This window comes from Lentibacillus songyuanensis, from assembly GCF_039548255.1.
Lineage (GTDB): Bacteria > Bacillota > Bacilli > Bacillales > Amphibacillaceae > Lentibacillus_C > Lentibacillus_C songyuanensis.
Window position 1 is genome coordinate 53848 of record NZ_JBCLVH010000001.1, and the last position, 23058, is coordinate 76905.

Annotated in this window: 23 protein-coding genes, 2 tRNA genes and 1 other RNA gene; 9 read left to right on the forward strand and 17 right to left on the reverse strand. The window is 40.0% G+C overall.

Annotation, left to right across the window (positions count from 1 at the left end; translation table 11 throughout):
• Positions 1-9: 9 nt before the first annotated feature.
• The 4 genes from WMZ97_RS00290 to tadA all read right to left on the reverse strand — a co-directional run bounded on the left by WMZ97_RS00290 (position 10) and on the right by tadA (position 3085).
• Positions 10-324, reverse strand: coding sequence for a YbaB/EbfC family nucleoid-associated protein (locus WMZ97_RS00290; protein ID WP_343270051.1), 315 nt, complete (start codon positions 322-324; stop codon positions 10-12).
• Between the two features lie 84 nt (positions 325-408).
• Complete coding sequence (gene dnaX, locus WMZ97_RS00295; RefSeq protein ID WP_343270052.1) at positions 409-2103, reverse strand: DNA polymerase III subunit gamma/tau; 1695 nt, start codon at positions 2101-2103, stop codon at positions 409-411.
• 176 nt (positions 2104-2279) lie between these two features.
• An RNA gene (gene ffs, locus WMZ97_RS00300) (signal recognition particle sRNA large type) lies at positions 2280-2546 on the reverse strand.
• Positions 2547-2605: 59 nt separating this feature from the next.
• Complete coding sequence (gene tadA / locus WMZ97_RS00305; protein WP_343270053.1) at positions 2606-3085, reverse strand: tRNA adenosine(34) deaminase TadA; 480 nt, start codon at positions 3083-3085, stop codon at positions 2606-2608.
• Positions 3086-3163: 78 nt separating this feature from the next.
• Here tadA and WMZ97_RS00310 point away from each other — a divergent pair, with 78 nt between their 5' ends.
• Together WMZ97_RS00310 and WMZ97_RS00315 are read left to right on the forward strand one after the other, a co-directional pair.
• On the forward strand, positions 3164-3697 hold the full coding sequence (locus WMZ97_RS00310) for an isochorismatase family cysteine hydrolase (protein ID WP_343270054.1): 534 nt from the start codon (positions 3164-3166) through the stop codon (positions 3695-3697).
• A gap of 374 nt (positions 3698-4071) precedes the next feature.
• Positions 4072-5358 carry a glycoside hydrolase family 18 protein gene (locus WMZ97_RS00315; protein WP_343270055.1) on the forward strand — a complete coding sequence of 429 codons (1287 nt, stop codon included), beginning with the start codon at positions 4072-4074 and terminating at the stop codon, positions 5356-5358.
• Between the two features lie 54 nt (positions 5359-5412).
• Here the strand turns inward: WMZ97_RS00315 and WMZ97_RS00320 are convergent, their stop codons facing one another.
• Together WMZ97_RS00320 and WMZ97_RS00325 are read right to left on the reverse strand one after the other, a co-directional pair.
• The gene (locus tag WMZ97_RS00320; protein ID WP_343270056.1) at positions 5413-5928 is read right to left on the reverse strand and encodes a type 1 glutamine amidotransferase domain-containing protein; all 516 of its coding nucleotides are present in this window, start codon (positions 5926-5928) and stop codon (positions 5413-5415) included.
• A gap of 66 nt (positions 5929-5994) precedes the next feature.
• Complete coding sequence (locus WMZ97_RS00325; RefSeq protein ID WP_343270057.1) at positions 5995-6432, reverse strand: Rrf2 family transcriptional regulator; 438 nt, start codon at positions 6430-6432, stop codon at positions 5995-5997.
• A gap of 307 nt (positions 6433-6739) precedes the next feature.
• On the opposite strand from WMZ97_RS00325, the gene hmpA reads away from it, so the two are divergent.
• Positions 6740-7975: an NO-inducible flavohemoprotein gene (gene hmpA / locus WMZ97_RS00330; RefSeq protein ID WP_343270058.1), complete on the forward strand. Its 1236-nt coding sequence runs from the start codon at positions 6740-6742 to the stop codon at positions 7973-7975.
• A gap of 125 nt (positions 7976-8100) precedes the next feature.
• On the opposite strand, the gene acsA is transcribed toward hmpA, so the two are convergent.
• Positions 8101-9816 carry an acetate--CoA ligase gene (gene acsA / locus WMZ97_RS00335; RefSeq protein ID WP_343270059.1) on the reverse strand — a complete coding sequence of 572 codons (1716 nt, stop codon included), beginning with the start codon at positions 9814-9816 and terminating at the stop codon, positions 8101-8103.
• A gap of 274 nt (positions 9817-10090) precedes the next feature.
• Between acsA and WMZ97_RS00340 the strand changes: the two genes are divergently transcribed.
• Positions 10091-10345 carry a hypothetical protein gene (locus tag WMZ97_RS00340; protein WP_343270060.1) on the forward strand — a complete coding sequence of 85 codons (255 nt, stop codon included), beginning with the start codon at positions 10091-10093 and terminating at the stop codon, positions 10343-10345.
• On the opposite strand, the gene WMZ97_RS00345 is transcribed toward WMZ97_RS00340, so the two are convergent.
• Positions 10312-10384 (reverse strand) — tRNA-Arg (locus WMZ97_RS00345). The genes WMZ97_RS00340 and WMZ97_RS00345 overlap by 34 nt on opposite strands.
• Before the next feature lie 134 nt (positions 10385-10518).
• Between WMZ97_RS00345 and WMZ97_RS00350 the strand changes: the two genes are divergently transcribed.
• On the forward strand, positions 10519-11166 hold the full coding sequence (locus WMZ97_RS00350; protein WP_343270061.1) for a deoxynucleoside kinase: 648 nt from the start codon (positions 10519-10521) through the stop codon (positions 11164-11166).
• Positions 11167-11180: 14 nt separating this feature from the next.
• Positions 11181-11864: a deoxynucleoside kinase gene (locus WMZ97_RS00355; RefSeq protein ID WP_343270062.1), complete on the forward strand. Its 684-nt coding sequence runs from the start codon at positions 11181-11183 to the stop codon at positions 11862-11864.
• A 141-nt stretch (positions 11865-12005) separates the two neighbouring features.
• On the opposite strand, the gene WMZ97_RS00360 is transcribed toward WMZ97_RS00355, so the two are convergent.
• Both WMZ97_RS00360 and WMZ97_RS00365 read right to left on the reverse strand, forming a co-directional pair.
• Positions 12006-12302, reverse strand: coding sequence for a DUF4870 domain-containing protein (locus WMZ97_RS00360; protein ID WP_343270063.1), 297 nt, complete (start codon positions 12300-12302; stop codon positions 12006-12008).
• A 40-nt stretch (positions 12303-12342) separates the two neighbouring features.
• Positions 12343-12690 carry a YxeA family protein gene (locus WMZ97_RS00365; RefSeq protein WP_343270064.1) on the reverse strand — a complete coding sequence of 116 codons (348 nt, stop codon included), beginning with the start codon at positions 12688-12690 and terminating at the stop codon, positions 12343-12345.
• A 368-nt stretch (positions 12691-13058) separates the two neighbouring features.
• On the opposite strand from WMZ97_RS00365, the gene WMZ97_RS00370 reads away from it, so the two are divergent.
• The gene (locus WMZ97_RS00370) at positions 13059-13367 is read left to right on the forward strand and encodes a hypothetical protein (protein WP_343270065.1); all 309 of its coding nucleotides are present in this window, start codon (positions 13059-13061) and stop codon (positions 13365-13367) included.
• A gap of 62 nt (positions 13368-13429) precedes the next feature.
• On the opposite strand, the gene proC is transcribed toward WMZ97_RS00370, so the two are convergent.
• The 3 genes from proC to WMZ97_RS00385 form a co-directional block, all read right to left on the reverse strand.
• Complete coding sequence (proC, locus tag WMZ97_RS00375; RefSeq protein WP_343270066.1) at positions 13430-14242, reverse strand: pyrroline-5-carboxylate reductase; 813 nt, start codon at positions 14240-14242, stop codon at positions 13430-13432.
• Positions 14243-14714: 472 nt separating this feature from the next.
• Positions 14715-14807 (reverse strand) — tRNA-Ser (locus WMZ97_RS00380).
• Between the two features lie 102 nt (positions 14808-14909).
• A complete protein-coding gene (locus tag WMZ97_RS00385; protein ID WP_343270067.1) occupies positions 14910-15887 on the reverse strand; it encodes an NAD(P)H-quinone oxidoreductase in 978 nt (325 codons plus the stop codon).
• A gap of 374 nt (positions 15888-16261) precedes the next feature.
• Here WMZ97_RS00385 and WMZ97_RS00390 point away from each other — a divergent pair, with 374 nt between their 5' ends.
• Together WMZ97_RS00390 and WMZ97_RS00395 are read left to right on the forward strand one after the other, a co-directional pair.
• The gene (locus WMZ97_RS00390) at positions 16262-16528 is read left to right on the forward strand and encodes a hypothetical protein (protein ID WP_343270068.1); all 267 of its coding nucleotides are present in this window, start codon (positions 16262-16264) and stop codon (positions 16526-16528) included.
• A gap of 15 nt (positions 16529-16543) precedes the next feature.
• On the forward strand, positions 16544-17893 hold the full coding sequence (locus tag WMZ97_RS00395) for an MATE family efflux transporter (RefSeq protein ID WP_343270069.1): 1350 nt from the start codon (positions 16544-16546) through the stop codon (positions 17891-17893).
• Between the two features lie 126 nt (positions 17894-18019).
• Here WMZ97_RS00395 and WMZ97_RS00400 read toward each other — a convergent pair whose 3' ends face one another.
• From WMZ97_RS00400 to WMZ97_RS00415, 4 genes are all read right to left on the reverse strand, one after another.
• The gene (locus WMZ97_RS00400) at positions 18020-19105 is read right to left on the reverse strand and encodes a glycerophosphodiester phosphodiesterase (RefSeq protein WP_343270070.1); all 1086 of its coding nucleotides are present in this window, start codon (positions 19103-19105) and stop codon (positions 18020-18022) included.
• Between the two features lie 221 nt (positions 19106-19326).
• Positions 19327-20088, reverse strand: coding sequence for a DeoR/GlpR family DNA-binding transcription regulator (locus WMZ97_RS00405; protein WP_343270369.1), 762 nt, complete (start codon positions 20086-20088; stop codon positions 19327-19329).
• Between the two features lie 67 nt (positions 20089-20155).
• Complete coding sequence (locus tag WMZ97_RS00410; RefSeq protein ID WP_343270071.1) at positions 20156-21265, reverse strand: ABC transporter ATP-binding protein; 1110 nt, start codon at positions 21263-21265, stop codon at positions 20156-20158.
• The gene (locus WMZ97_RS00415) at positions 21266-22939 is read right to left on the reverse strand and encodes an ABC transporter permease (protein WP_343270072.1); all 1674 of its coding nucleotides are present in this window, start codon (positions 22937-22939) and stop codon (positions 21266-21268) included. It lies immediately after the preceding gene.
• Positions 22940-23058: the final 119 nt, after the last annotated feature.

The following is a 23058-nucleotide window of genomic DNA, read 5'->3' on the forward strand; positions in this document are numbered from 1 at the left end:
TGTTGCCCCCTAAAACATGCCGGGCATATTTAATCCTTTCGTGAATTGCCCCATGGTTTCATTGGTTTTATCATCGATTTGTTTGATGACATCATTTGTAGCTGCCAAAATCATATCCTGCAGCATTTCCACATCGTCCGGATCCACCGCTTCTTCTTTAATTTCCACCTCAGTGATTTCCTTTTTTCCATTTGCTTTCACGGTTACCATTCCGCCACCGCTAGTTGCTTCAAAATTCATTTCATATAATTCGTCCTGTGCAGCCATCATCTTCTTTTGCATTTTCTGCATTTGTTTCATCATATTACCCATATTCCCTTTCATGGAAAAATTCCTCCTTAAATGTTTTCGTTTATGTTCGATGCTTTACTTACGGGGAGCAAAAACTGGATACATACTTTATTATCGCTAATCCTTGATCTCCAGCAATTCATCACCGACTAATTTCCTTGCCTCTTCAACGAGGGGATCAACTTGTTGTTCCTCTGGCTGACTTGGTGATTGTTGTTCTTGTTGTTGAATATATTCACGGCGTAACTCTTGCCAATTATTGTCCGGTATCGGGATAATTGTCAAATGTTTACCGATTGCTTTTTCCAGTACATGCTCACTCATTTCCCGATGATTGAGAAAAAGGGAGCAATGTATTTCATATTTAAATGCAACGATAAGTTCCTGCTCAGATGCTGCTGCTGGCTTGCTGTCCTGGATGGACGCATGTGCCGGTGCGTTTGCTGCCTTAAGGTCATTTAAAAATGCAGCCCACTCTGATTTCACTTGCTTCAGTGCCGGTTTCGTCGCGTCTTGTAAAACATAACGAATTTTTTCATACGGTATTTTGTAGCTATTATTAGATGGTCTTGGCTGTGTACGCCGTGGCTCCGTATGTGTCGGTTGATTGGCTGGCTGGGCAGGTGTATCCTTCAGCGTTTTTAATTCTTTTTCCAACTGTTCCAATCGATTGGTAAGCTTTAAAACAACCTGATTATCAAGACCTCCAGCCGCTGCTTCTGGTTCGTGATGCTGGTTTACAATCGTCAGTATGGCAATTTCAATAAATACCTTTGGGCTGTTCGACCATTTCATTTCCTGCTGGCACTGATTCAACTGGATAATGGCTTCCTGAATCCAGCTTGCAGGTACCTGATCTGTCAATTGTTTAAACTGCTCATCAATCATCGCCCGCTCCAAAATGCCTTCTAAGGAGGGTGCACTTTGGTAAAGCAGCAAATCCCGCATAAAGTAAATCAGGTCAAAGACAAATCTTCCCGGGTCTTTACCGCGCTGAATTAATTCATCCAGTAATGTTAATGCCTGCTGAGCCTCCTGATTGTACATTGCCTTTACCATATTCGTTAAAATCTGCTGGGAGACCCCACCAGTAACCGCCAGCACATCAGCTAATTCCACTTGATCCTCACTATATGAAATTGCTTGATCCAACATACTCAGCGCATCTCGCATTCCGCCTTCAGCGGCAAGTGCCACCGTATCTAATGCCTCTCTGGAAACAGAAATGTTCTCTGCCTCCACAATCGTCTTCATACGCTCAACGATAGCCTGGTTGGTAATCGGTTTGAAATCAAAACGTTGGCATCTGGAGATAATTGTTAATGGTATTTTATGCGGCTCAGTTGTTGCTAATATAAATACCACATGCTTCGGGGGCTCTTCCAAAGTCTTTAACAGGGCATTAAACGCATTCACCGATATCATATGGACTTCATCAATAATATACACTTTATATGGAACAGAGCTTGATGCGTATTTTACTTTATCCCGTATTTCGCGGATATCTTCCACACTTGTATTCGATGCCGCATCCATTTCAATAACATCGGATATCGACCCGTCTTGAATACCGCGGCAGGATGCACATTCATTACATGGTTCTTCCACCGGTCGACGTTCACAATTAATTGCCTTCGCAAAAATCTTCGCTGCACTTGTCTTCCCTGTTCCACGTGGGCCGGAAAACAAATAGGCATGAGAAAATTTCTGCTGCACAATCGCATTTTTTAATGTCCTTGTAATATGTTCCTGCCCGACAACATCGGCAAACGTTCTCGGACGCCAAACACGATACAATGCTTGATAACTCATAATGCACGGCCCCTTTGTTAATCCATTCTAATTATACCCGATATGGGGCATGAATGTGAACCAAAACCTTTATTTTGGATGGAATTAGTGCATCTTCTAAATTCGTCAATTTTATGTATAAAAAGGCTGTATCAACTTACCACGTAGCGTTGATACAGCCTTTTGCAATATGTATACCGTGCACCCAGCTTCGATGAAACATTCCTAAGCGTTACTCAAGTTCATGGCTCTGCCCAGGCTTCCCCGCGGCACACAGAGGAGTCCACTTACTGCTGCTTCCTTCCGGATCTGACAGGGTTCATGGGTCTCTGTTGCGCAGGACCTAGAGCGTCAACACCAATCCCTTAAGGCAGACCTTACAAACGTTCCACCTCAGATGGGGATTCGGCCTCGCTATAGCGGATTGCGAGTACAGGGCACCGCTACCTCCCCACTTAGCACGGCATTTATCATTATAACGATTTTACCGGACAAATGCAATGGAAATACATAACAGATTTATTTAACCTTCATCCAGCGCGTTTTGCTTTTTTCGCCTTCGTAACTCCTGAAAAAAATCTGTTAATAATTGTCCGCATTCTTTCCCCAACACACCAGAAACTACTTCTGCCTGATGATTAAATCGATCCTCACCTAGTAAATTCATGAGTGTTCCAGCACATCCAGCTTTTGAATCAGCAGCTCCATATACAACTCGAGGAATACGTGACTGGACAATCGCCCCGGCACACATCGGACAAGGCTCCAGGGTGACATAAAGTGTACAATCCTCCAAACGCCAGCTACCGATTTTTTTATTTGCTTGTTCCATCGCAATTAATTCCGCATGTGACAAGGTTGATTGTGATGTTTCTCGGACATTGTATCCCGTTGCAATGACTTCTCCATCATAAACAATCACAGCACCAATCGGAACCTCTCCCATTTCTTTTGCCATTAGTGCTTGTTGGATTGCCTGCCGCATATACTTTTCATCATCCATTAGTCATCACCACTTTAAGAAAGAGTTTGAAATCTGTTTATCGGGTTAAAATTATAAGAGAAACGAAAGGAGTATTTTATGAACATCTTGCTAGAAAACAGTGCTGTCTTATTCATCGATTTTATCAATGATTTTAAATTTGAACGGGGCGAACGTTTACTGAAACATACCAAAGAAATCCTGCCAAATGTAAAACGCCTGAAAGCATTCGCCAAACAAAACAACCTGCCTGTTATTTACATTAATGACCATTATAACTTATGGCAATCTGATTTTCATAAAATAATGGATTATTGTACGAACGATATGAGCCGTGACATTATTGAAGCAATAAAACCCGAGGAAGATGACTACTTTTTCATTAAGCCAAAACACTCGGCCTTTTTCCAAACACCGTTACAGTCATTACTGAATCAGTTAAACAAGACCCATTTGATTATGTCAGGAATTGCTGGTGATATTTGTATCCTTTTTTCGGCAAAGGATGCGCATATGTATGAATATTCTCTGCATATTCCGGAGAATTGTATGGCCTCCAATGAAAAACAAGGGAATGAATACGCGCTCTATTTAATGCGTACGGTGATGGATGCAAATACGAAACCAATTTAGATCGCGTCATGAGTGTAAATTCAATTTATTCCAACAATGATAGATTGTATAATTACATTGAGGGTATGGTAATCCTCAACCCCCACTTTGAAAAGTGGGAACCAATGATGAAGAATATAATCATCCTTGCCGGTTCGATAATTAATCTTGCTGTGACAGTTATAAACTTAACCACGGTATTATTAATAAAAAAGCGCAAGTGCAAAGGAGATTTGTGTATGCTTATTTTATCGTTCATCATTTCCATTATTGCATCAATCGTTTCACTTGCCACGTTGGGGATCATCTTGAGAAAGACTTAAGAACCTATGCATATCGGAAGCTTCCTCCACATAATTTGTAAGCAGAGACAAAATGGAAAGGAGGAAGTTTCCTTGCAAATATATGTTATCAAACCAGGAGATAATCTTGCTCAAATCGCCCATACATATGGCACAACAATCAACCATTTAGTTGACGCAAACGAACTTGCTGCACCAAACGATCTTGTTGTCGGGCAAGCATTGGTTATCCCTATCGTTGGTGAATTTTACTTTGTTCAATCTGGAGATACCCTGTCCTCTATCGCGCAAAATTTTGGCATGTCAGCCGAGCAACTGGCCCAGATCAACCAAATCCAGCTCAATCACCCTCTACAAATTGGTTTACGATTGTATATTCCGCAACAGCCAAAACCCGAGATCACAGCCAATGCATATATTGAGCCGTATGGGAACACGGTCTCACAAGGGTTAATCAATGCCGCTACCAGCACCACACCATATTTAACCTATCTTGCACCATTCAGCTACACCATTAATAATGACGGAACACTTAGCGCACCGCCGTTAGATAACTTTAGACAAATAGCTGCAAACAATCGTGCATCACTCATGCTTGTTGTATCCAATCTACAAGGGGCTCAGTTCAGTACCGAATTAGGCAGGAGAATCCTTACCAATCAAACCGTACAAAATAACTTATTAGATAATATTATAACAACAGCAACAAATGGGGGATACCATGATGTCCACTTTGATTTGGAATTTCTCCCACCAGAGAACAGGGAAGACTATAATGCCTTTTTACAAAAAGCTAGAGATCAGCTGCATGCCAATGGGCTGTTACTGTCAACCGCTTTAGCCCCAAAGACAAGTGCAACCCAACAAGGTGTACTCTATGAGGCTCATGATTACGCTGCACACGGAAGAATTGCTGACATGGTTGTATTAATGACCTATGAATGGGGATATAGTTATGGACCTCCACTCGCAGTATCACCGATCAATGAAGTACGTAAAGTGGTGGACTTTGCCATAAGTGTCATGCCAGCGGATAAAATTTTACTAGGGCAGAATTTATATGGCTATGATTGGACATTGCCATATGAACAGGGAGGGGAAGCTGCACGTGCTGTAAGTCCACAGCAGGCGATTACCATTGCCCGAGAAAACAATGCAGCCATCCAATATGATAGCCAAGCACAGGCACCGTTTTTTCATTATACGGATACGGAAGGGAATCGTCATGAAGTTTGGTTTGAAGATGCCCGTTCGATTCAGGCAAAGTTTGACCTGATAAAGGAATTGGGATTACGCGGAATCAGTTACTGGAAGCTTGGGTTGAGCTTCCCACAGAATTGGCTGTTACTTCAGGATAATTTTGCGATTAGAAAGGTATAAGTAGGGACAGTCCCCACTAGTATTAACATGGCGGGGACTGTCCCTTTAAAATTTTTATTTCAACAGATTCAATGCTTCCCGATTAAACGCCGGAATATCATTCGGGTCACGGCTGGTTACCAATTGATTACTACATACAACAACTTCTTGGTCTTTTACACTAGCACCGGCATACTCCATGTCTACCCAAATGGATTTATACCCTGTTGCAGCACGACCCTCCAGTGATTTCGCCGTGATAAGCAGCTGTGGTCCGTGGCAAATCGCAAATACCGGTTTTTTTACATCCATGAAATGCTTAGCAAACGCAACAAAGCGTTCATCTGCACGCAGCTGATCCGGTGAAAATCCACCAGGGATAAAGAGTGCATCGAAGTCATCCGGATTTGCATCATCAATTCCTTCATCAATGGTGACCGTTGCTTCATTATTCTTGCCAGTCACCTTATTACCCTTTTTCTTTTCAATGGTAACGACCTCATGACCAGCATCTTTAAACGCTTTGGCCGGATCGGTATATTCGACATCCTCAAACATATTGGTTACAACAGTAGCTATTTTTTTGCCCATTTTTATCCGCTCCTTGTAAAAATAGTACATGATACTTGTTCCCGTCTGGAATGAAATAAAACATAGCTAGTCCATGCCCATTAATTGAAGCAGCTCAGTATCATTTGCTAATAAATCCTTAATGGTATATTGATCAAGCACGTTGAAAAATGCCTGCAATGCTTCATGTAAAGCATGTTTTAACTTACAGGCAGGAGAGATCACACAATAGTTATTGTTCTTATCGAAGCATTCCAGCAACACAAAGTCATTCTCCAATTCACGTACCACCGTACCAACATTTATCTCTTCCGGCTTTTTTGCCAGGCGAATACCGCCATTACGGCCTCTCACCGTTTCCAGCAGGCCAAGTTTATTTAACTCAAACACAATTTTGCCCAAATGATGCTGGGATATGGAAAATACTTCCGATATCTCCTTGATACTGGCTAATTCACCATCGCGTTTCAACCCAGTATGGATAAGCACCCGTAATGCATAATCGGTATATTTTTTTAAGTTCATGATTTTACTCCTTGTTAATTTTTTCACAAAACTGTAACAGTTATCCCTGTTTACCCTATTGAAACAGTGCAAATGGTTCGATACAATAAACATGTATTCGAAATACATCTTTAAAACTTAAAAGCGGATGCGCCCGTTTAGTAGCGTATGTGCTGCGCTCTGCCATGCAGGGTGGTTCAGTATTGCTGTGCATAGCATCGCGGTTTTAACCGAACTTCCCCTGAACCGATGTTCACTTATCATACGAAGGCGGATGTTGTACACTGGCCACTGGGCGCAGGAGCTAGATAAGAAGGAGTGCTTTGCTTTGGCAACACAAGCTGCTGTAGGGTTAGATAAGGAATCTATGGATATTGTAAAAGCTACGGTACCAATTTTGCAAGAACAAGGGGATGTCATTACCGCACGATTCTATCAGCGCATGTTTGAGAACCATCCCGAATTAAAAAACATTTTCAATCAAACGAATCAACGAAAAGGCGATCAATCAAAGGCACTAGCTGGAACTGTATTAGCTGCTGCTGCCAATATTGATCAATTGGAAGCAATTTTACCAAAGGTTACACAAATTGCCCAAAAACATAAGAGCTTGCATATTAAGCCTGAGCAATATCCAATCGTTGGCAAGTATTTATTATTAGCGATGAAAGAAGTGTTGGGGGACGCTGCTAATGATGATGTGATCAACGCATGGGAAAAGGCATACAACGTGATTGCTAACGTGTTTATTGAAACAGAACGAAAAATGTATGAAGAAATGAAAAATAAAGTCGGTGGCTGGGTAGGTTTTCGTCCATTTAAGGTGATTGATAAAGTAGTCGAAAGTGACGTCATTACGTCTTTCTACTTGGAATCAGCCGATGGAAACCCATTCCCGGGATACGAGCCTGGCCAATATGTAACGGTTAAGGCTGAAATTGACAGTGAACCTCATGATCATTTGCGCCAATACAGCTTGTCATGTGCACCGAACGAAGGTGTCTATCGAATCAGTGTCAAACGGGAAGATGCACTTGAAGATCTTCCAGCCGGCATTGTGTCCAGTTATCTCCACAACCATGTTGAAAAAGGCAGCATTATCCCAATTAGTGCACCATCCGGAGATTTCGTGCTGGATCAGGAAGACACACGGCCATTAGTTCTCATAAGTGGCGGGGTTGGCTTAACACCATTACTTAGCATGATGGAGACAACGTTGAAACAACAACCAGAGCGGGAAATTTATTATGTCCACGCCGCACAAAATGGACGTGTGCATGCCATGAAGAATCGCATCCGCACCCTGGCTGCCGAACATGAACAACTACACGCATACACCGTTTATGACCGTCCTGCCACTGACGATGATGGTAATTTCGATAAAAAAGGCTATATCGATTATGAATGGATCTCATCGGTTGTACCGACCAATGATGCGGCATTTTACTTCTGCGGACCTAAAGGATTCATGCGTGCTATGTATCAAGTATTGAAAAAGCATCAAGTTGCCGATACCGATATTCACTTTGAAATCTTTGGACCGGCAGATGATATCACTGCCTAAATGGAGCGAAGAGACAGGTCGATTGGCCGCACTTTTTTTCCTATAAAGAATGAGACAAAGGAGTTATTCCTTCCCTCTGCCTCTCCAAAAGGAGCCCAGCCAATCGGGCTCCTTTTCTTACATATTTATTCTTCCAAAGTTGACGTATCACCGGTAGGAAGCCCTAACTCCCATGATTTCAAAAGGCGGCGCATAATTTTACCACTGCGCGTTTTTGGAATCGTATCTTTCACTTCTAATTCCCTTGGTGCTGCATGTGCACTTAATCCCGTCTTAATGAATTGGCGAATTTCTTCCAGTAATTCAGGCGAATCTTCATAACCGTCATTTAAAGTGATGAACGCCTTAATGATTTCTCCACGCTCTGGATCCGGTTTTCCAATGACACCTGCTTCTGCCACAGCTGGATGTTCAATTAGTTTACTTTCCACTTCAAATGGGCCCACGCGCTCACCTGATGTATTAATGACATCATCAAGCCGTCCCTGGAACCAGAAGTAGCCATCTTCATCCTTATACGCGCTGTCACCAGATACGTACCAACCATTAATAAAATAGCTCTCAAACTTCTCCGGACGTTTCCATATTTTCCGCATCATGGAAGGCCAACCTTGTTTAATGGCTAGGTTACCCATTTGATTTGGCGGTAATTCATTTCCCTCATTGTCAACAATTGATGCTTCCACTCCTGGGATTGGTTTACCCATCGAACCAGGGCGAATCTCCAGTGATGGAATGTTAACAATTAGCTGGGCACCTGTTTCCGTCATCCACCATGTATCATGAATGCGTAAGTCAAAGGCTTGTAATCCCCACGTAATAACTTCTGGATTGAGTGGTTCACCCACACTCATTACATGTCTCAATGAAGAAAGATCATATTTCTTCACCACATCTTCGCCGGCACTCACTAATTTCCGTAATGCGGTTGGTGCTGTATACCAAACGGTTACATTAAATTTGTCCAGCGTGCCATACCAGTCATCCGGTGTAAATCGTCCACCACGAATGACATTGGTAACTCCTTTTAACCAAGGCGCAAAAATTCCATAGCTTGTGCCGGTTACCCAGCCAGGGTCAGCGGTACACCAGTAGACATCATCGTCTTTCAAGTCCAATACCCATTCTGCTGTAGCATAATGCTGGATCATCGCATTATGCACATGATACACACCTTTAGGCTTACCAGTGGAACCAGATGTGTAATGAATCACCATCCCATCTTCCAGATCAACCCATTCGATAGCAAAATCCTCAGAAGCATTTTTCATCTCCGCCGCATAATCAATATATTGCTCACCAGTTTCCTTATGATCGCCAACAAGTACAATCTTTTCTAATGCTGGCAAATCCTCCTGTGGAACACGACTTAGCAGTTCGGGAGTGGTAATCAGCATGCGTGCCTCACTATCTTGTAATCTATCACGAACGGCCTGCTCCATAAATGCCTCAAATAACGGTCCAGCAATCGCACCCGTTTTTAGTATCCCAAAGAATGTAACATAAAACTCCGGGCTTCTTGGTAAAAATAGAAAAACACGATCGCCTTTTTCAATATCGTATTTTTTTAACACATTGGCAAACTGGTTACTTTGCTTGCTCAATTCAGCAAAGGTCATTGCTTCTTCCCGATCTGGCGAAGAATATAACAGGGCAACCTTATCCTTTTTATCAGGATCTGCTGCGTGACGATCAATTGCCTCATACGCAATATTCACTTTTCCGGTATCATTCCAGGTAAAGTTTTTGTGTACATCTTCCCAGGAAAAATTAGCTTGAATTTTTTCATAGTCTTGTAAATTATAATTACCTTCTCGTGCAGGTATACGCTGCATATCCATTCCATCACCTCATCTGTAAATTTGAAATCGGTTACAATTGCTGTTTTATAAATTTCTTTTTTTCAACAGTAGAAAATATACTATTGAAAAGAATCAAAACCTTTGCTAACTACTTCATATTTTAGAACATTTTGTGACACTTTTAAAGTGATATACTCAAAAAGGGAGAATTTACATGTGGAATGTACAGGGGCAAAACAGACAGCAACATTACAATTACACTTACAGAAGTTTATGATAAAATAAAGTCAAATTAATGAAAGGGGTATTTTAAATGAAGTGGGAAGAAGTAAGAAACATTTATCCTAATCAATATATCTTACTAGGTATTCTTCAATCGCATACTGCGGGAGATATCCAATACATTGATGATGTTTCGCTAATTCGTACTATCTCTGACCCCAGGGAGGCAACCAAAGAATTACTGCATGCCAAAAAGGGGACGGTTGTCTACCATACAAATAATGAGGTTATTAAAATTCATTTAAGATATAACGCCCCCGGCAGGATTCGAACCTGCGACGCATAGTTTAGGAAACTAACGCTCTATCCCCTGAGCTACGGGGGCTAATAAACCGACAATATATATTATACAAAAATCAACGGAAAATGAAAAGCATTCACTTCTGCCTTATGGAACCATCCGCCCTCATATGATAAAATAAACCCATCTGTTATACATGTTTGATTGGAGGGAAACCGATGGCAGAGGTTCCATTCATTGCTATTGAAGGGCCGATTGGTATTGGAAAGACATCACTGGCAAAAAAACTTTCCGTCCATTTTGATTTTCACTTACTAAAGGAAATTGTCGAGGAAAATCCATTCCTTGGCAAATTTTATGAGGATATTGATGCGTGGAGCTTCCAAACCGAAATGTTTTTCTTATGCAATCGATTTAAGCAACTGGAAGATATTGGACAACAATACTTAAACCAGGACAAAGCGGTTATTGCTGATTATCATATATCTAAGAATATGATTTTTGCCAAGCGTACACTACAGCAGGATAAATATAAAAAATATGAACAGATATATCATATTTTAACAAGCGATATGCCTGTACCAAATATGATGATTTATTTACATGCCAGTCTTGATACCATTTTAGCGCGGATTAAATTGCGAGGGAGAGCGATTGAACAGAACATTCAACCTTCCTATTTGGCTCAGCTTGCCCAGGATTACGAGGATTATATGCGTCAGTTCGAGGTGCTTCATCCGGACATTCCAGTGATACGCATTGATGGTGATAAATTAGATTTCATTAAACGGCAGGATGATTTAAACAGGATTATCCAACTAGTTGAACACCAGCTTTATCAACACAAGAAGACTTTGAAACAATGAAGGAGAAAATCAATATGAATTTACGTGAGAAATATCAGATTCCCAATGACAGCATTATTACCGTTGCTGGTACGGTTGGGGTTGGAAAATCCACGATGACTAGAGCTCTTGCCAATGCGCTTCGTTTTAAAACATCCTTCGAGAAGGTAGATACGAATCCATATTTGGAAAACTTTTATGCTGACTTTGCGCGCTGGAGTTTTCATCTGCAAGTTTACTTTCTGGCTGAACGTTTCAAAGAGCAGAAGCGAATTTTTGAATATGGCGGCGGCTTTATTCAGGATCGGTCGATTTATGAAGATACAGGCATTTTTGCCAAGATGCATTACGATAATGGGACCATGTCCAAAGTCGATTATGAAACCTATACCAATTTGTTTGAGGCGATGGTGATGACCCCGTACTTTCCACATCCGGATTTACTCATTTATCTGGAAGGCTCCCTGGATGAGATTTTGCAACGAATTCAACTCCGCGGCAGAGAAATGGAAAAAAGTACCCCTGTTTCCTATTGGAAAGAAATGTACGAGCGATATGACAACTGGATTAATAATTTTAATGCTTGTCCGATCCTACGCTTGAACATATCCGATTACGATTTATTAACGGAAGGAAACTCCATTGAACCGATCTTAGAAAAGATTGGCCATTTTATTCGTCAGTCACGACGCTGGAAATCTGGGGAAATGATTAAATAGGAAAAGCGAGATGATAGGAGATCTATTATCTCGCTTTTTTTAGAATAGAATGCCTTCTTACTTGTTTAAAAAAGTAGGACAGAACAGTCACGATCGATTGGGAATATTAACTTTAACTATTTATTTACCCGATTCGCAAGTTTAACTCTCGATTAACACTTTTATTCCTCTTACAAAGTTTAAGATCAAATAGTAGGCGGCAATCGCAGTAAAAATACAAATAATGAGCAGTGATGAACTTTGGTTCCCAATATTTAAAGCCAATACTCCTATACCAATAAATAAAGAAAGATAAGGAACCAGGTGTGTCCATAATGATTTCCCCGCATGGTGCCGCACATCCCCTGATGCAACAATATACATAATGATTGGAAATAAAAATGGTGCAAAAAAGATACTAAAATAACATAAGGATGACAAAAGCTTATCTGCCTTCATACGCTTCACCTCTTTATAATGAGATTAAACTGACGGTATCTTAAGAATTGTTCCCGTCCTCCAACAGCTGTTGAGCCTCTTTTGGGATGTCATCATAATCAACTTCTTCATAAGTGATCACTTCATCTTTCTTGGAATAAATCCGTAAATAGGCATCTTGTTTCAATTGGTGATTGGCCGTGAATGTAAATTTTTTACCTTCTCCATCTTCATTAAAACCTTGGAGTTTATATTTGTATCTAGTATTATCTTGTTCCGTATATTCTTCTCCGTTATCTTGAATTTGTACGTAATATTTACTTGAACCAATCGTTTTAATTGGTTGCGGACTACAGGCAGTCAGTAGACCTATACTGAGGACCATGCAAACGATAAAGAGTTGTTTCATTACAAACGCATCCTTTCCTTATTGTTGAAAATGCTACATCACAAACCGTAAGCGTGCGTATTAATAGTTCCAACGATAATTCCATTATAAAGCGGAAAATGTAGAAACGAATATCGATTTTCCTTTCAATTGTCGTGTCAAACCTTACAATTTTGTCATGTTTTAAATAGTGTGATCTATCTTCCATGCCTTTACGAATGTTGGGCAGAGATCAAGAATAGGAAAGTCATCTATGCCTTTCTTATCAAGTGCCTGTTTACTTGTTTAAAACAGCAGCCATTTTCATTTTTAGCGTGATATACATCACCGAAAATTGATTGTTCATCGGTTATGATAAAGGTAATGCTTGATAATATGGAGGTATAAGGATGGCTAAGATACGAATGGAAAATGAGCGGGATATGGTTCTGGAAGCGGATTTACCAGATTTGCAAATTCTAATCGACGAAGCAACGAAAAACATCGATCAATACAAAGAGGAAATAGCAGTAATATATGAGAAAATGCCCAAGTTTGATTACAAATATTTTTGTTTTTACGCTTATTCCACCTATCGTTTACTGGAGGCGGCAATGGATTTTGATACAAGTGATGTTGGTCATTTTCGGCTTGATGCGCCTGATGAATTCTATTTTGCATTTTATGGCATGATTGCAACATTGCATGCACAAATATAAGCCAAAGAAAGCTAATTGTCCACAAGAGATGACGGAGCAGGGCTTTCTCCGCCATCTCTTGTTTACTTTCCTCCCAATTCAATCGATCGTTTTCTGGCACGATCCACACATTCCATAATCATTTGTTGGAAATGACTTGCCTCCAACGTCTCAATGGCTGCCTGTGTTGTACCCCCTGGGCTGGTAATTTTTTCACGTAGTGTGCTTGCTGAATCGCCGGAACGTTTGAGCATTTCACCTGCACCTATAATCGTTTGCGTGATTAAATCACTTGCAACTGTGTGATCCAGTCCTGCCTGAATAGCGGCTTTTTCCATTGCTTCTACCAGGTAGTAGAAATATGCTGGACCGCTTCCGGAGATTCCTGTCACTGCGTGCATATCCTTTTCCGCAACAGTCGTTGTTAAACCAATGTTCTTAAACAGGGAATCAGCCAAGTTCATATGCTCCTGTTGGGCATAAATTCCAGCAGTCATTGCTGTTGCGGATAGTCCGATCGAAGCGGATGTATTTGGCATAGCGCGAACGACTGGTACATTGGACCCCAATCGATCGGAAATATATCCAGTAGCTACTCCAGCCACAACGGAGATGATGAGCTGGGTTGGCTGAATGAAATCCTTGACCTGAGCAATCGCATCACCAATGTCATGTGGTTTGGTGGCCAGGATGATCATATCCGCTCCATCCACCGCGAACTTCTTATCGATTGTTTTCTGAATATCATATTTGTTTTGCAGCTTGGTTAACCGCTCCTGGTTATTCTTATTCGTTACAACTATTTGGCTACTTGATAGAAATTGCTTATTTATCACTCCAGCGATAATTGATTCAGCCATCGATCCCGCGCCAATAAAGCAAATTTTTTCAACCATATTTAAACCATCCTTTCTTTTTACTTTTTAACTGTAAAAAGACCCCACTTGCGCCCTTATTTATAAGGACGGAAATGAGGTCTTGATTTATCCGCGGTACCACCTAATTTGGCATACATAAATTATGCCCGCTTGATCTGATAACGCATGCTTCTGCGGTTAGATTTTGGTCTAACGACTCCCAGGTAGGTTCACTATTGCAGTATGCGATGGAATCTTTCAGCCGGTGAATTCCAATCTCTATCGGGCTAACAATTGCTACTGGCCTGTTCTTCATCTTATTATATAGGGGAACAAGAAAATCCCATTCGGTTTAAAATGTTTAAATTATATATGTTTATGTACTATACGATGGATTACGTGAATTGTCAAGTAGTGAACCGTGGTAGTTTCTTCTGTTAAAAAAATAAAGCTGCTACATGATTGTAACAGCTTTATTTTATCTCCAAATTTTATGCGCGAATGTTTTCAATGGAGGAGGTAGAGGGATTCGAACCCCCGCGCGGTTTGACCCGCCTGTCGGTTTTCAAGACCGATCCCTTCAGCCAGACTTGGGTATACCTCCGTAATCGACAAGATTTAATATATCATGAATAGAAACAGCTTGTCAACGGAGAACACCCAAAAAATTGATCTATTTATAATATTACTTTTTACATACATGCGATCATGTTAAATCAATCACGATTTTGCCAATATTTTTGTTTGCTTCCATATATCGATGTGCATCCTGAATAGTGGTCAATGAGAACGTTCGGTCAACAATTGCCTTTAGTTTCCTTTGTGCAAACAGTGGAAGTGCCTTTTCAGTAAATTCCTCGGCTAATTGTCGTTTATACGCATCACTTCTTGGTGTTAATAATGTCGCCTTTAAATGAATTCGTTTAGCCATCAGTGACATGAGATCCACCTTGTCGACGGTTGACCCACCTAGGACACCTATGAGAACCCAGCGACCATCAACGGCAATACTGTTCATGTTTTTCTCCCAATAGGATGCACCGATGAAATCAAGAATTACATCGGCACCAGCTTGATTTGTTGCTGCTAACACTTCTTCATCAAATTGCCGTTCTTTGTAGTTAATATCAATATCCGACCCAAGAGACCGACAGAAATCTAATTTTTCCTGCGATCCGGCAGTGGTAATAATTTTGGCATGGCTTAACTGTTTGGTTAACTGGATTGCTGCTGTGCCAACACCACTTCCACCGGCATGAATTAATACCGTATCCTGATCCGTTACATTTCCTAACCAAAACAATGTCTGATATGCAGTAAGAAAAACTTCCGGGATTGCTGCTGCTTCTTGGAATGAAAGAGTATCTGGAATGACCATGGCACGGTCTGCGGGCATGACGGCATACTCAGCATAACCACCACCGTTTACCAATCCCATAACTCGGGTACCAACTTCTACATCACACGCTGCCCCAGCATCCACTACGACACCAGCAACCTCAACACCAAGAATCGGGTTTGTCATATAGCTGGATCCTTGTTTTCGTGTCATGATATCGGTACGGTTAATCGCACATGCCTTTACCTCAATTAACAGTTCCCCTTTATTTATCGTCGGTTTCGGCTGCTCCATCATCTGTAATTGCTCTGGTCCACCTGGATTCGTTACAATGACTGCTTTCATATACCCAGCTCCTATCTGGCACCTATTAATGGTACCTATACTAAAGGATGAAATATGTACAAAGCAACTATTTGAATCTAAATAATCGACGATTTATTATATCCGGCTATAATCTGTTTTGAAATAGAAAAGTTAAGTTTTTAATAATGAGGGTAACTGATTCATGTGATAATGTAAAAGGGAGAAACTAGATCCAATTATATGAATACTTAAAAAGGAGGAACTATCATTATGCTGAAAAAACGTCAATTATAATCCTTCTAATTCTACTACTTGCAATCTACTCAAATGCCTGTTCAACTGATAATAATAGAAATTATATTGGCGAGAGTGATAATTGGCAAGTAACGTATCAAAGAGACAGAAATTTTATAATGGAATATATCGGTGACAATGAAATTCCGAAAAAAATAAAATATGACATCAAACAAGGGTTGAAAACAACAGATGGACAGGATAATCTTAAAAAAGGTATATTAAAGGTGAATTCCCCAATTGATCATAAACATAAAGATGAAATTAATGTGCAAATAACTTGGAACGGCAAATTCGAAACGATTGAGTTAGTAAAAAAAATAAAGTTACGCAAAATTATATTAAAAAGGGGAAGCCAATTTGAACAGGAAAAAAGTAACTTTTAAACGTAGGTGGCACTGATGAGTATAGTAAATCAACGGTTAAATACCCAATCAGCAACAAAAAGTTTTTTTCAATATTTTATTCCCACGCTTCTGGGTATGATGCTAATGTCAGTAAACATTGTTGTGGATGGTATTTTTGTTGGGAATGGGGTTGGTTCTGTCGCCCTGGCCAGTGTTAATGTGGCTGTACCGGTATTTTCGATTATTATATCCATTTCACTGCTTATTGGGGTTGGCGGTGGAACCATCTATTCGATGCTGATGGGAGAAGGGAAACCAAAGCAGGCCCAGCAGCTTTTCACGATGACATTTGCACTACTGACAGTCATTACCATTATCATCACTGTGGCTTGCTATTGGAACATGGAATCTATTGCACATCTATTAGGCGCAAATCAAGAAACGTTGACCTATGCGGTTGATTATATGCGCATCCTGTTTCTTTTTTCACTGATCTTAGCGTGGGAAAATTTTTTTAGTATTTTTGTCCGAAATGATGGCGATCCGCAGCTGGCCATGATTGGGCTGGTTGTTTCTGCTTTATTTAACATTGTGCTGGATTACTGGATGATCTTTATTCTGAAGTGGGAAGTTACTGGAGCAGCATTGGCGACAGTGATCGCCACATTGATCGGCCTGCTTGTTTATCTGTTTCATTTTTTCAAAAAAGATACCGGTTTAACATTCACCCGCCTGCAGTGGAACAAACGTGATTTAAAGCGAATTAGCGCTATTGGCCTGCCAAGTTTTCTATCTGAGGCGGGTACAGGAATTTTTGTCATGGGCTACAATATAGCGATTGCTTATTATGCTGGCACAACGGGGCTGGCTGCCTTTTCCGTGATTAATTATTTGCACACCTTTATGTTTTTGGCCTTTATTGGCATGGGGCAATCCATTCAGCCAATGATCAGTTATTATTATGGGGCAAAACAAGATGATTCGATTAAGCAAACAGTTAAAATTGCTGAAATTACCGGTCTTATTCTTGGTCTGCTCTTCTTAGGTATTGGTTATGCTGGCGCAGATGTGTTAGTTGCTATTTTTGGCGTGGCTGACGAGGAAACTGCTGCACTTGCCGCCAAAGGAATAAAATTATTCTTCCTTGGCTACTTGTTTATGGGTACGAATTTCATTTATATGACCTATTATCAATCAATCGGTTATGTGCGCCCGGCAATCAGCATCACATTGTTTCGTGGGTTTATTCTATTGATCGGGGCGCTTTACATTTTACCGCTCTTGTTTGGCACAAATGGGGTCTGGCTGGCCTTGCCGATAGCTGAAGGATTGGTTGCTATTACCCTTCTATTCTTTGCTCGAAATGGTGTCATGCAGAAGGGGTTGAACTCACGTGGGTTTTAACAATACGTAAAAGATTTGCATGCTTTTATGTTTTGGATATTTTTGTAACCCCTTTGACCTTGGCTAACAAAAAAATCCTCTGTGACAAATTCATAATTTGCCACAGAGGACATCACCATTAAACGTTTACTGCCATTTATCGATCAATTTATTTGCATTAACATTCAGCGTGTTATAAGTCGTTTCAGTAATCAACTGTTTGTGTTCTTGATGTTCTAATAGCTTCTTAAAGTTCTGCAAGTGTTTAACGACCTTATCACCCTTTCCTGATTCTTCAAAATGCTTGATCGCAATCAGGTGTATCTTCAAAGCATGCGCAGTTTGATCGTTTTTTATTACCCCTTCTTTACGCAACTGCTCCACAAGATCCACTAATTGATCGATTCCATCCGGTACAATCACATCTGTTTCCATTAAACGTGGTTCTATATGCAAAGCTTTCGCGTATGTCTCTGCTGAGTTTACTTGATAAACGTGTAATTTTATATTTTCTTCAGCAATTTTTTCCGCAGCTGCTTTATCAATATTGTTAATGGATGTTGTATAAATCGCATGATTATATTTCTTTAATTCTTTCATATCTGCCTCTAAATTTTTTGATGCATTTCCAAGAAAAGTGACAGTTGCTTCCGGGTACCAAGCGTTGAACTGATCTCGAATGCTCTTATCGCTTAGTACAAAAAAGGAATGGTTTAATACTCCATTTTGCTCAGCTATATGCATAACATCATCTACGAATTTCTTATTATCCCAATCACCTTTTGAACCATCAAAATTAACACCAACATTATAACTGTCAGCTTCTTTTAACGCTTCATTTAGCGTCGGCACCTTATAATTTGTCTCATTTCCATCTGCATCTACCATGTTATAGCTTTTAATTTCTTCTAACGTTAAATCTTCTATTTTTCCTGAGCCCGTTGTTGTTCGATCGATTTTTTCATCATGCATTAATACATACTGACCATCCTTCGTTTTCTGTATATCGATTTCCACAAAATCATATCCTAGTATTCCGGCCCACTTTATGGCTTCGGCAGTGTTTTCTGGAACGACAACATGTGCACCGCGATGGGCACTTATTTCTGTTTTATCACTGCGCAGCCAATCATCGGTCTTGTCAGCTGATTCTGCATGAACTGCACTGCCAAATGTAAAAGAGAGTGCAACTATAGCTAACAGACAAAGTATGAACGATTTCATTTTCCCCATGATAATCCTCCCATGATCATTAAAGTTTTTCTTATTATCCCGAACATCTCACGTGACCCATTTCAATAGATTCTCCCAGCTTCATATTGACCAAATGTGTGATTGTCTTTTTTCGCAAGTGTACACCCGATTTGCTATTATTGAGCATATACCACCTCCAAAAAGTATCCGATGATAGGATTGATTTGTGTGAAGCTACTTCTTCGATGGTTTGAAACTGATTACGCCAGGTGTAGATGTACACCTGTGTTTTGCAATTGTTTTACATCGACTTGCTCAAGTTCTTGACCAATCACCAGATCGTCAATTTTATTTGTGTCAGCAACGGAATGAATCGAAATTCGGCCAATTTTTGTATGATCAGCTGTGACAATCACTTGTTTTGCTGCGCGAATCATTCCCCGTTTTGCTGGTACAAGGTATTCATCGAAATGCGTTAGGCCCTTTTCATAATGTAAGGCCGGTGTCCCGATGAATGCTTTTTGGATATTTACTGTACGTAATGTTTCATCCGTGATCATTCCATTTAGCATGTAGCTTTCGGGAAAAAGCACACCACCAGTTACAATCACTTTAATAGACTTGGAAAAGCGTAATGTTGCTGCAATGTTAATATCATTGGTAACAACTGTGAGGTCTTTCTTGTTCATGATTGACTTTGCAATGTGTAATGTGGTTGTTCCGGAATCAAGAATAATCGTATCGCCGTCTTCTACAAGTTCCGCTGCACAACTTCCTATTCTTTCTTTTTCCTCATATTGAACGGATTCCCTGTCCTGAAAAGAGGGTTCGGAATGGACTTCTTCCTCCAACATCACACCGCCATAAGTTCGCTTCATTAGCCCCTTTTTCTCCAGCATGGTGAGATCACGTCGAATGGTTGCCTCATGAACCTGAAATTGGGAAGCAAGCTCTGATACAGTCGATGCATGATTTTGTTTTAAGAATGCCAATAATCCTTTTTGTCTTTCTAGTGGAAGCATGATATCATCTCTTTCCAGTTTTTTTCTTATTGGTGTTTGTTGAATAGTCATATCAGAATTTTTTCTTTTACGTGTTGTACTTTAAGACGTTAACCAAATCATTTCTTAATTTTAATCGTATTTTTGATCCTATTTCTTTTTGCCCGTTTTCATAATAATGGTAATCAAAAAATTTAAATGATTGTTGTCCTAGTCGTGCTTCATATTCCACATGAGATCCTAAAAATGTAGCTTGAATGACTTCTACTAAAAAATTCCCTTGATCAGAGATGGACCAGAACTCGGGTTTCATTACACAATGAATCTCATCACCTTTTTGAAATGTATGATCAGCGACATTTTTCACTTGAAAAACCGTTTCTTCAAGGTTTAACTTTACAAATTCCTCCGTAATATCCTTTACGGAAGCCGTTAAGATATCTGAGTCCCCAATAAAATCTGCCACAAAGCTATTAACAGGATTTAAATAAATATCCAGTGGTGAACCCACTTGTTGAATCTTTCCCTCATGTAAAATGACTACTTGATCGGAAATAGCCATTGCTTCTTCCTGATCATGGGTAACATATATGCTCGTGATACCAAGCCTTTGCTGTAAATTTCGAATCTCTGTCCTCATATACTGACGAAGCTTCGTGTCTAAATTAGAAAGCGGCTCGTCAAACAACAATATTTTTGGCTCCGTTATAATTGCCCTCGCGATGGCGACACGTTGTTGTTGTCCTCCCGAAAGCTGTGACGGACTGCGATCCTTCAACTCGCTTAAATTCATAAGCGATAATACGTTTTCTGTCTTCTTCTTAAGCTCAGCTTTGTTTACTTTTTTTATTTTCAAGCCATACGATATATTTTCATAAACAGTCAAGTGAGGAAATAAGGCATAATTTTGAAACACCATACCTACATCGCGTTTATTTGGAGGCTGGTTTGTAATATCCTCCCCATCCACAATCACCTTGCCGCTTGTAGGAAACTCAAATCCCGCTAACATGCGTAATGTAGTTGTTTTGCCACATCCAGAAGGACCCAATAATGTTGTTAATTCTCCGTGTTTAAAATTTAAAGAAACATGATCAACCGCATTAAAATCTTTTTTCTTATTACGAGATGGAAATAGTTTCACTACGTTTTCGATTCTCATCTTTACAGAATTCGATTCTGCGTGCTTTAAGCTCATTTACATCGACCTTTCATTTTGTTTTAACAATAAATTCAAGCCGGAGAATGCAAGGAAAATAATGACGAACAAGATAACACAATAAGCTGCAGCAACACCTAGCTTACCAAAATCAACCGCGGACAAAATGGCCACTGTCATCAGCTTCCAACTCGCAGAAACCAAAAATATGACCGCACTTATAGACGTCATTGCCCGGGTAAATGCATAAATTGCACTTGAAAATAGCGCTGACTTCATTAATGGAAAAGTTATTTTCCGAAAAGTAGTGAACCCGTTCGCATTCAATGACTTGGATGCTTCCTCCAGCGATGGGTCAATTTGTCTTAAAACGTTCGATCCCGCTTCAATACCCAGGGACATGTACCGAAACACAAGCACCAAAATGATAATGGCTGCCGTTCCTGTAATCGCTAATGGAGGGCTATTAAATGTTAAAAGATAACCGATGCCAACAACTGTTCCAGGGACGGCAAAGAGCAATATCGAGCCTATCTCGATTAATTTTTTTCCTGGAAAACGTATTCGTACCGTTAAGAATGAAATTACCATACCTAGCAAAACCATTATCGGAGTGGCAATAACAGCGATAATTACTGTATCCTTCACCGTGCCTAAGCCCGAATCAAAAACATATTTAAAATGATCCAGCGATAAGGAGTAATCTACCCCCCACAGTCTGACAAAAGCGCCCACAATAATGGTTCCGTAAAATAAAACGATTGTTCCTGTGATGAACATACAGATGATAAATAATGGTACAACTACCTTTTTTTCTTTGATGATTGTTGATCCTTGAGAGGCTTTCCCTGTTACGGTAGTATATGACTTTTTATTGACCCAAAACCGTTGAACCAAATAGGCTGTTAAAACAGGAAGCAACATCGAAACGGCTAACAATGAACCTGTCCTTAAATCGCTTCTGCCTGTAATTGTCATATATGCCTCTGTTGCTAAGGTTGAGAAGTCTCCGCCAATAATCATCGGGTTGCCAAAATCCTCCAATGATTTAATGAACGTTAAAAGTAACGAACTAAAAATGCCAGGTATCGCCAATGGTAAAGTGATCGTACAAAATACCTTCCATCTGGAAGCACCTAAATTGAAAGCAGAATCCTCCAATGAAGCATCCATTGATTCAAGTACACCTTTTAAATTTAGATACGCAATAGGAGAAAACGACATAGCTTGAATAATTAATAAGCTTTTAAAACCATAAACATCGGTGCTTTGCATCCCAAATATTTCTCTAGAAATTAAGCCGGAACTCCCAAAGAGTAAAATCATAGCTAACGCTAATACAAAGGGAGGAGAAATAACCGGAAATACAGCAATAAAATTAAAAAATTTCCTGCCAAACATACGCGTTCTTGCTACGGAATAAGCAAAAATAAACCCTATCAACGTGCTAATGATTGCCGATGAAATGCCAAGCTCCAGACTATTCCATACCGTTTGATAGATACGCGGCTTGTCAAAGAGATTTTGCACTGCTTGAAAATCCAATCCATTCTCACCGACAAAAATTGTTTTGAAAATACTATAGATCGGATAAACCGAAAATAAAAGAAGTGATAGTAACACCAAAGTGACTAACCCAAATAAATATGGATTCTTTGTGATTGCTTTCAGCTTATTTTTGAACGATTTCCCAACGACACTTGAATAAGACAATGTAATAAATCCTCCATATCAGAAAGTTATTATTTTAGAATCACGCCATTATTTCAAGCAGTTCTTTTTCTATTTGCCAGAGTCAATTTCGTCATTCAAAAGCAGTATGAAATCCCGAA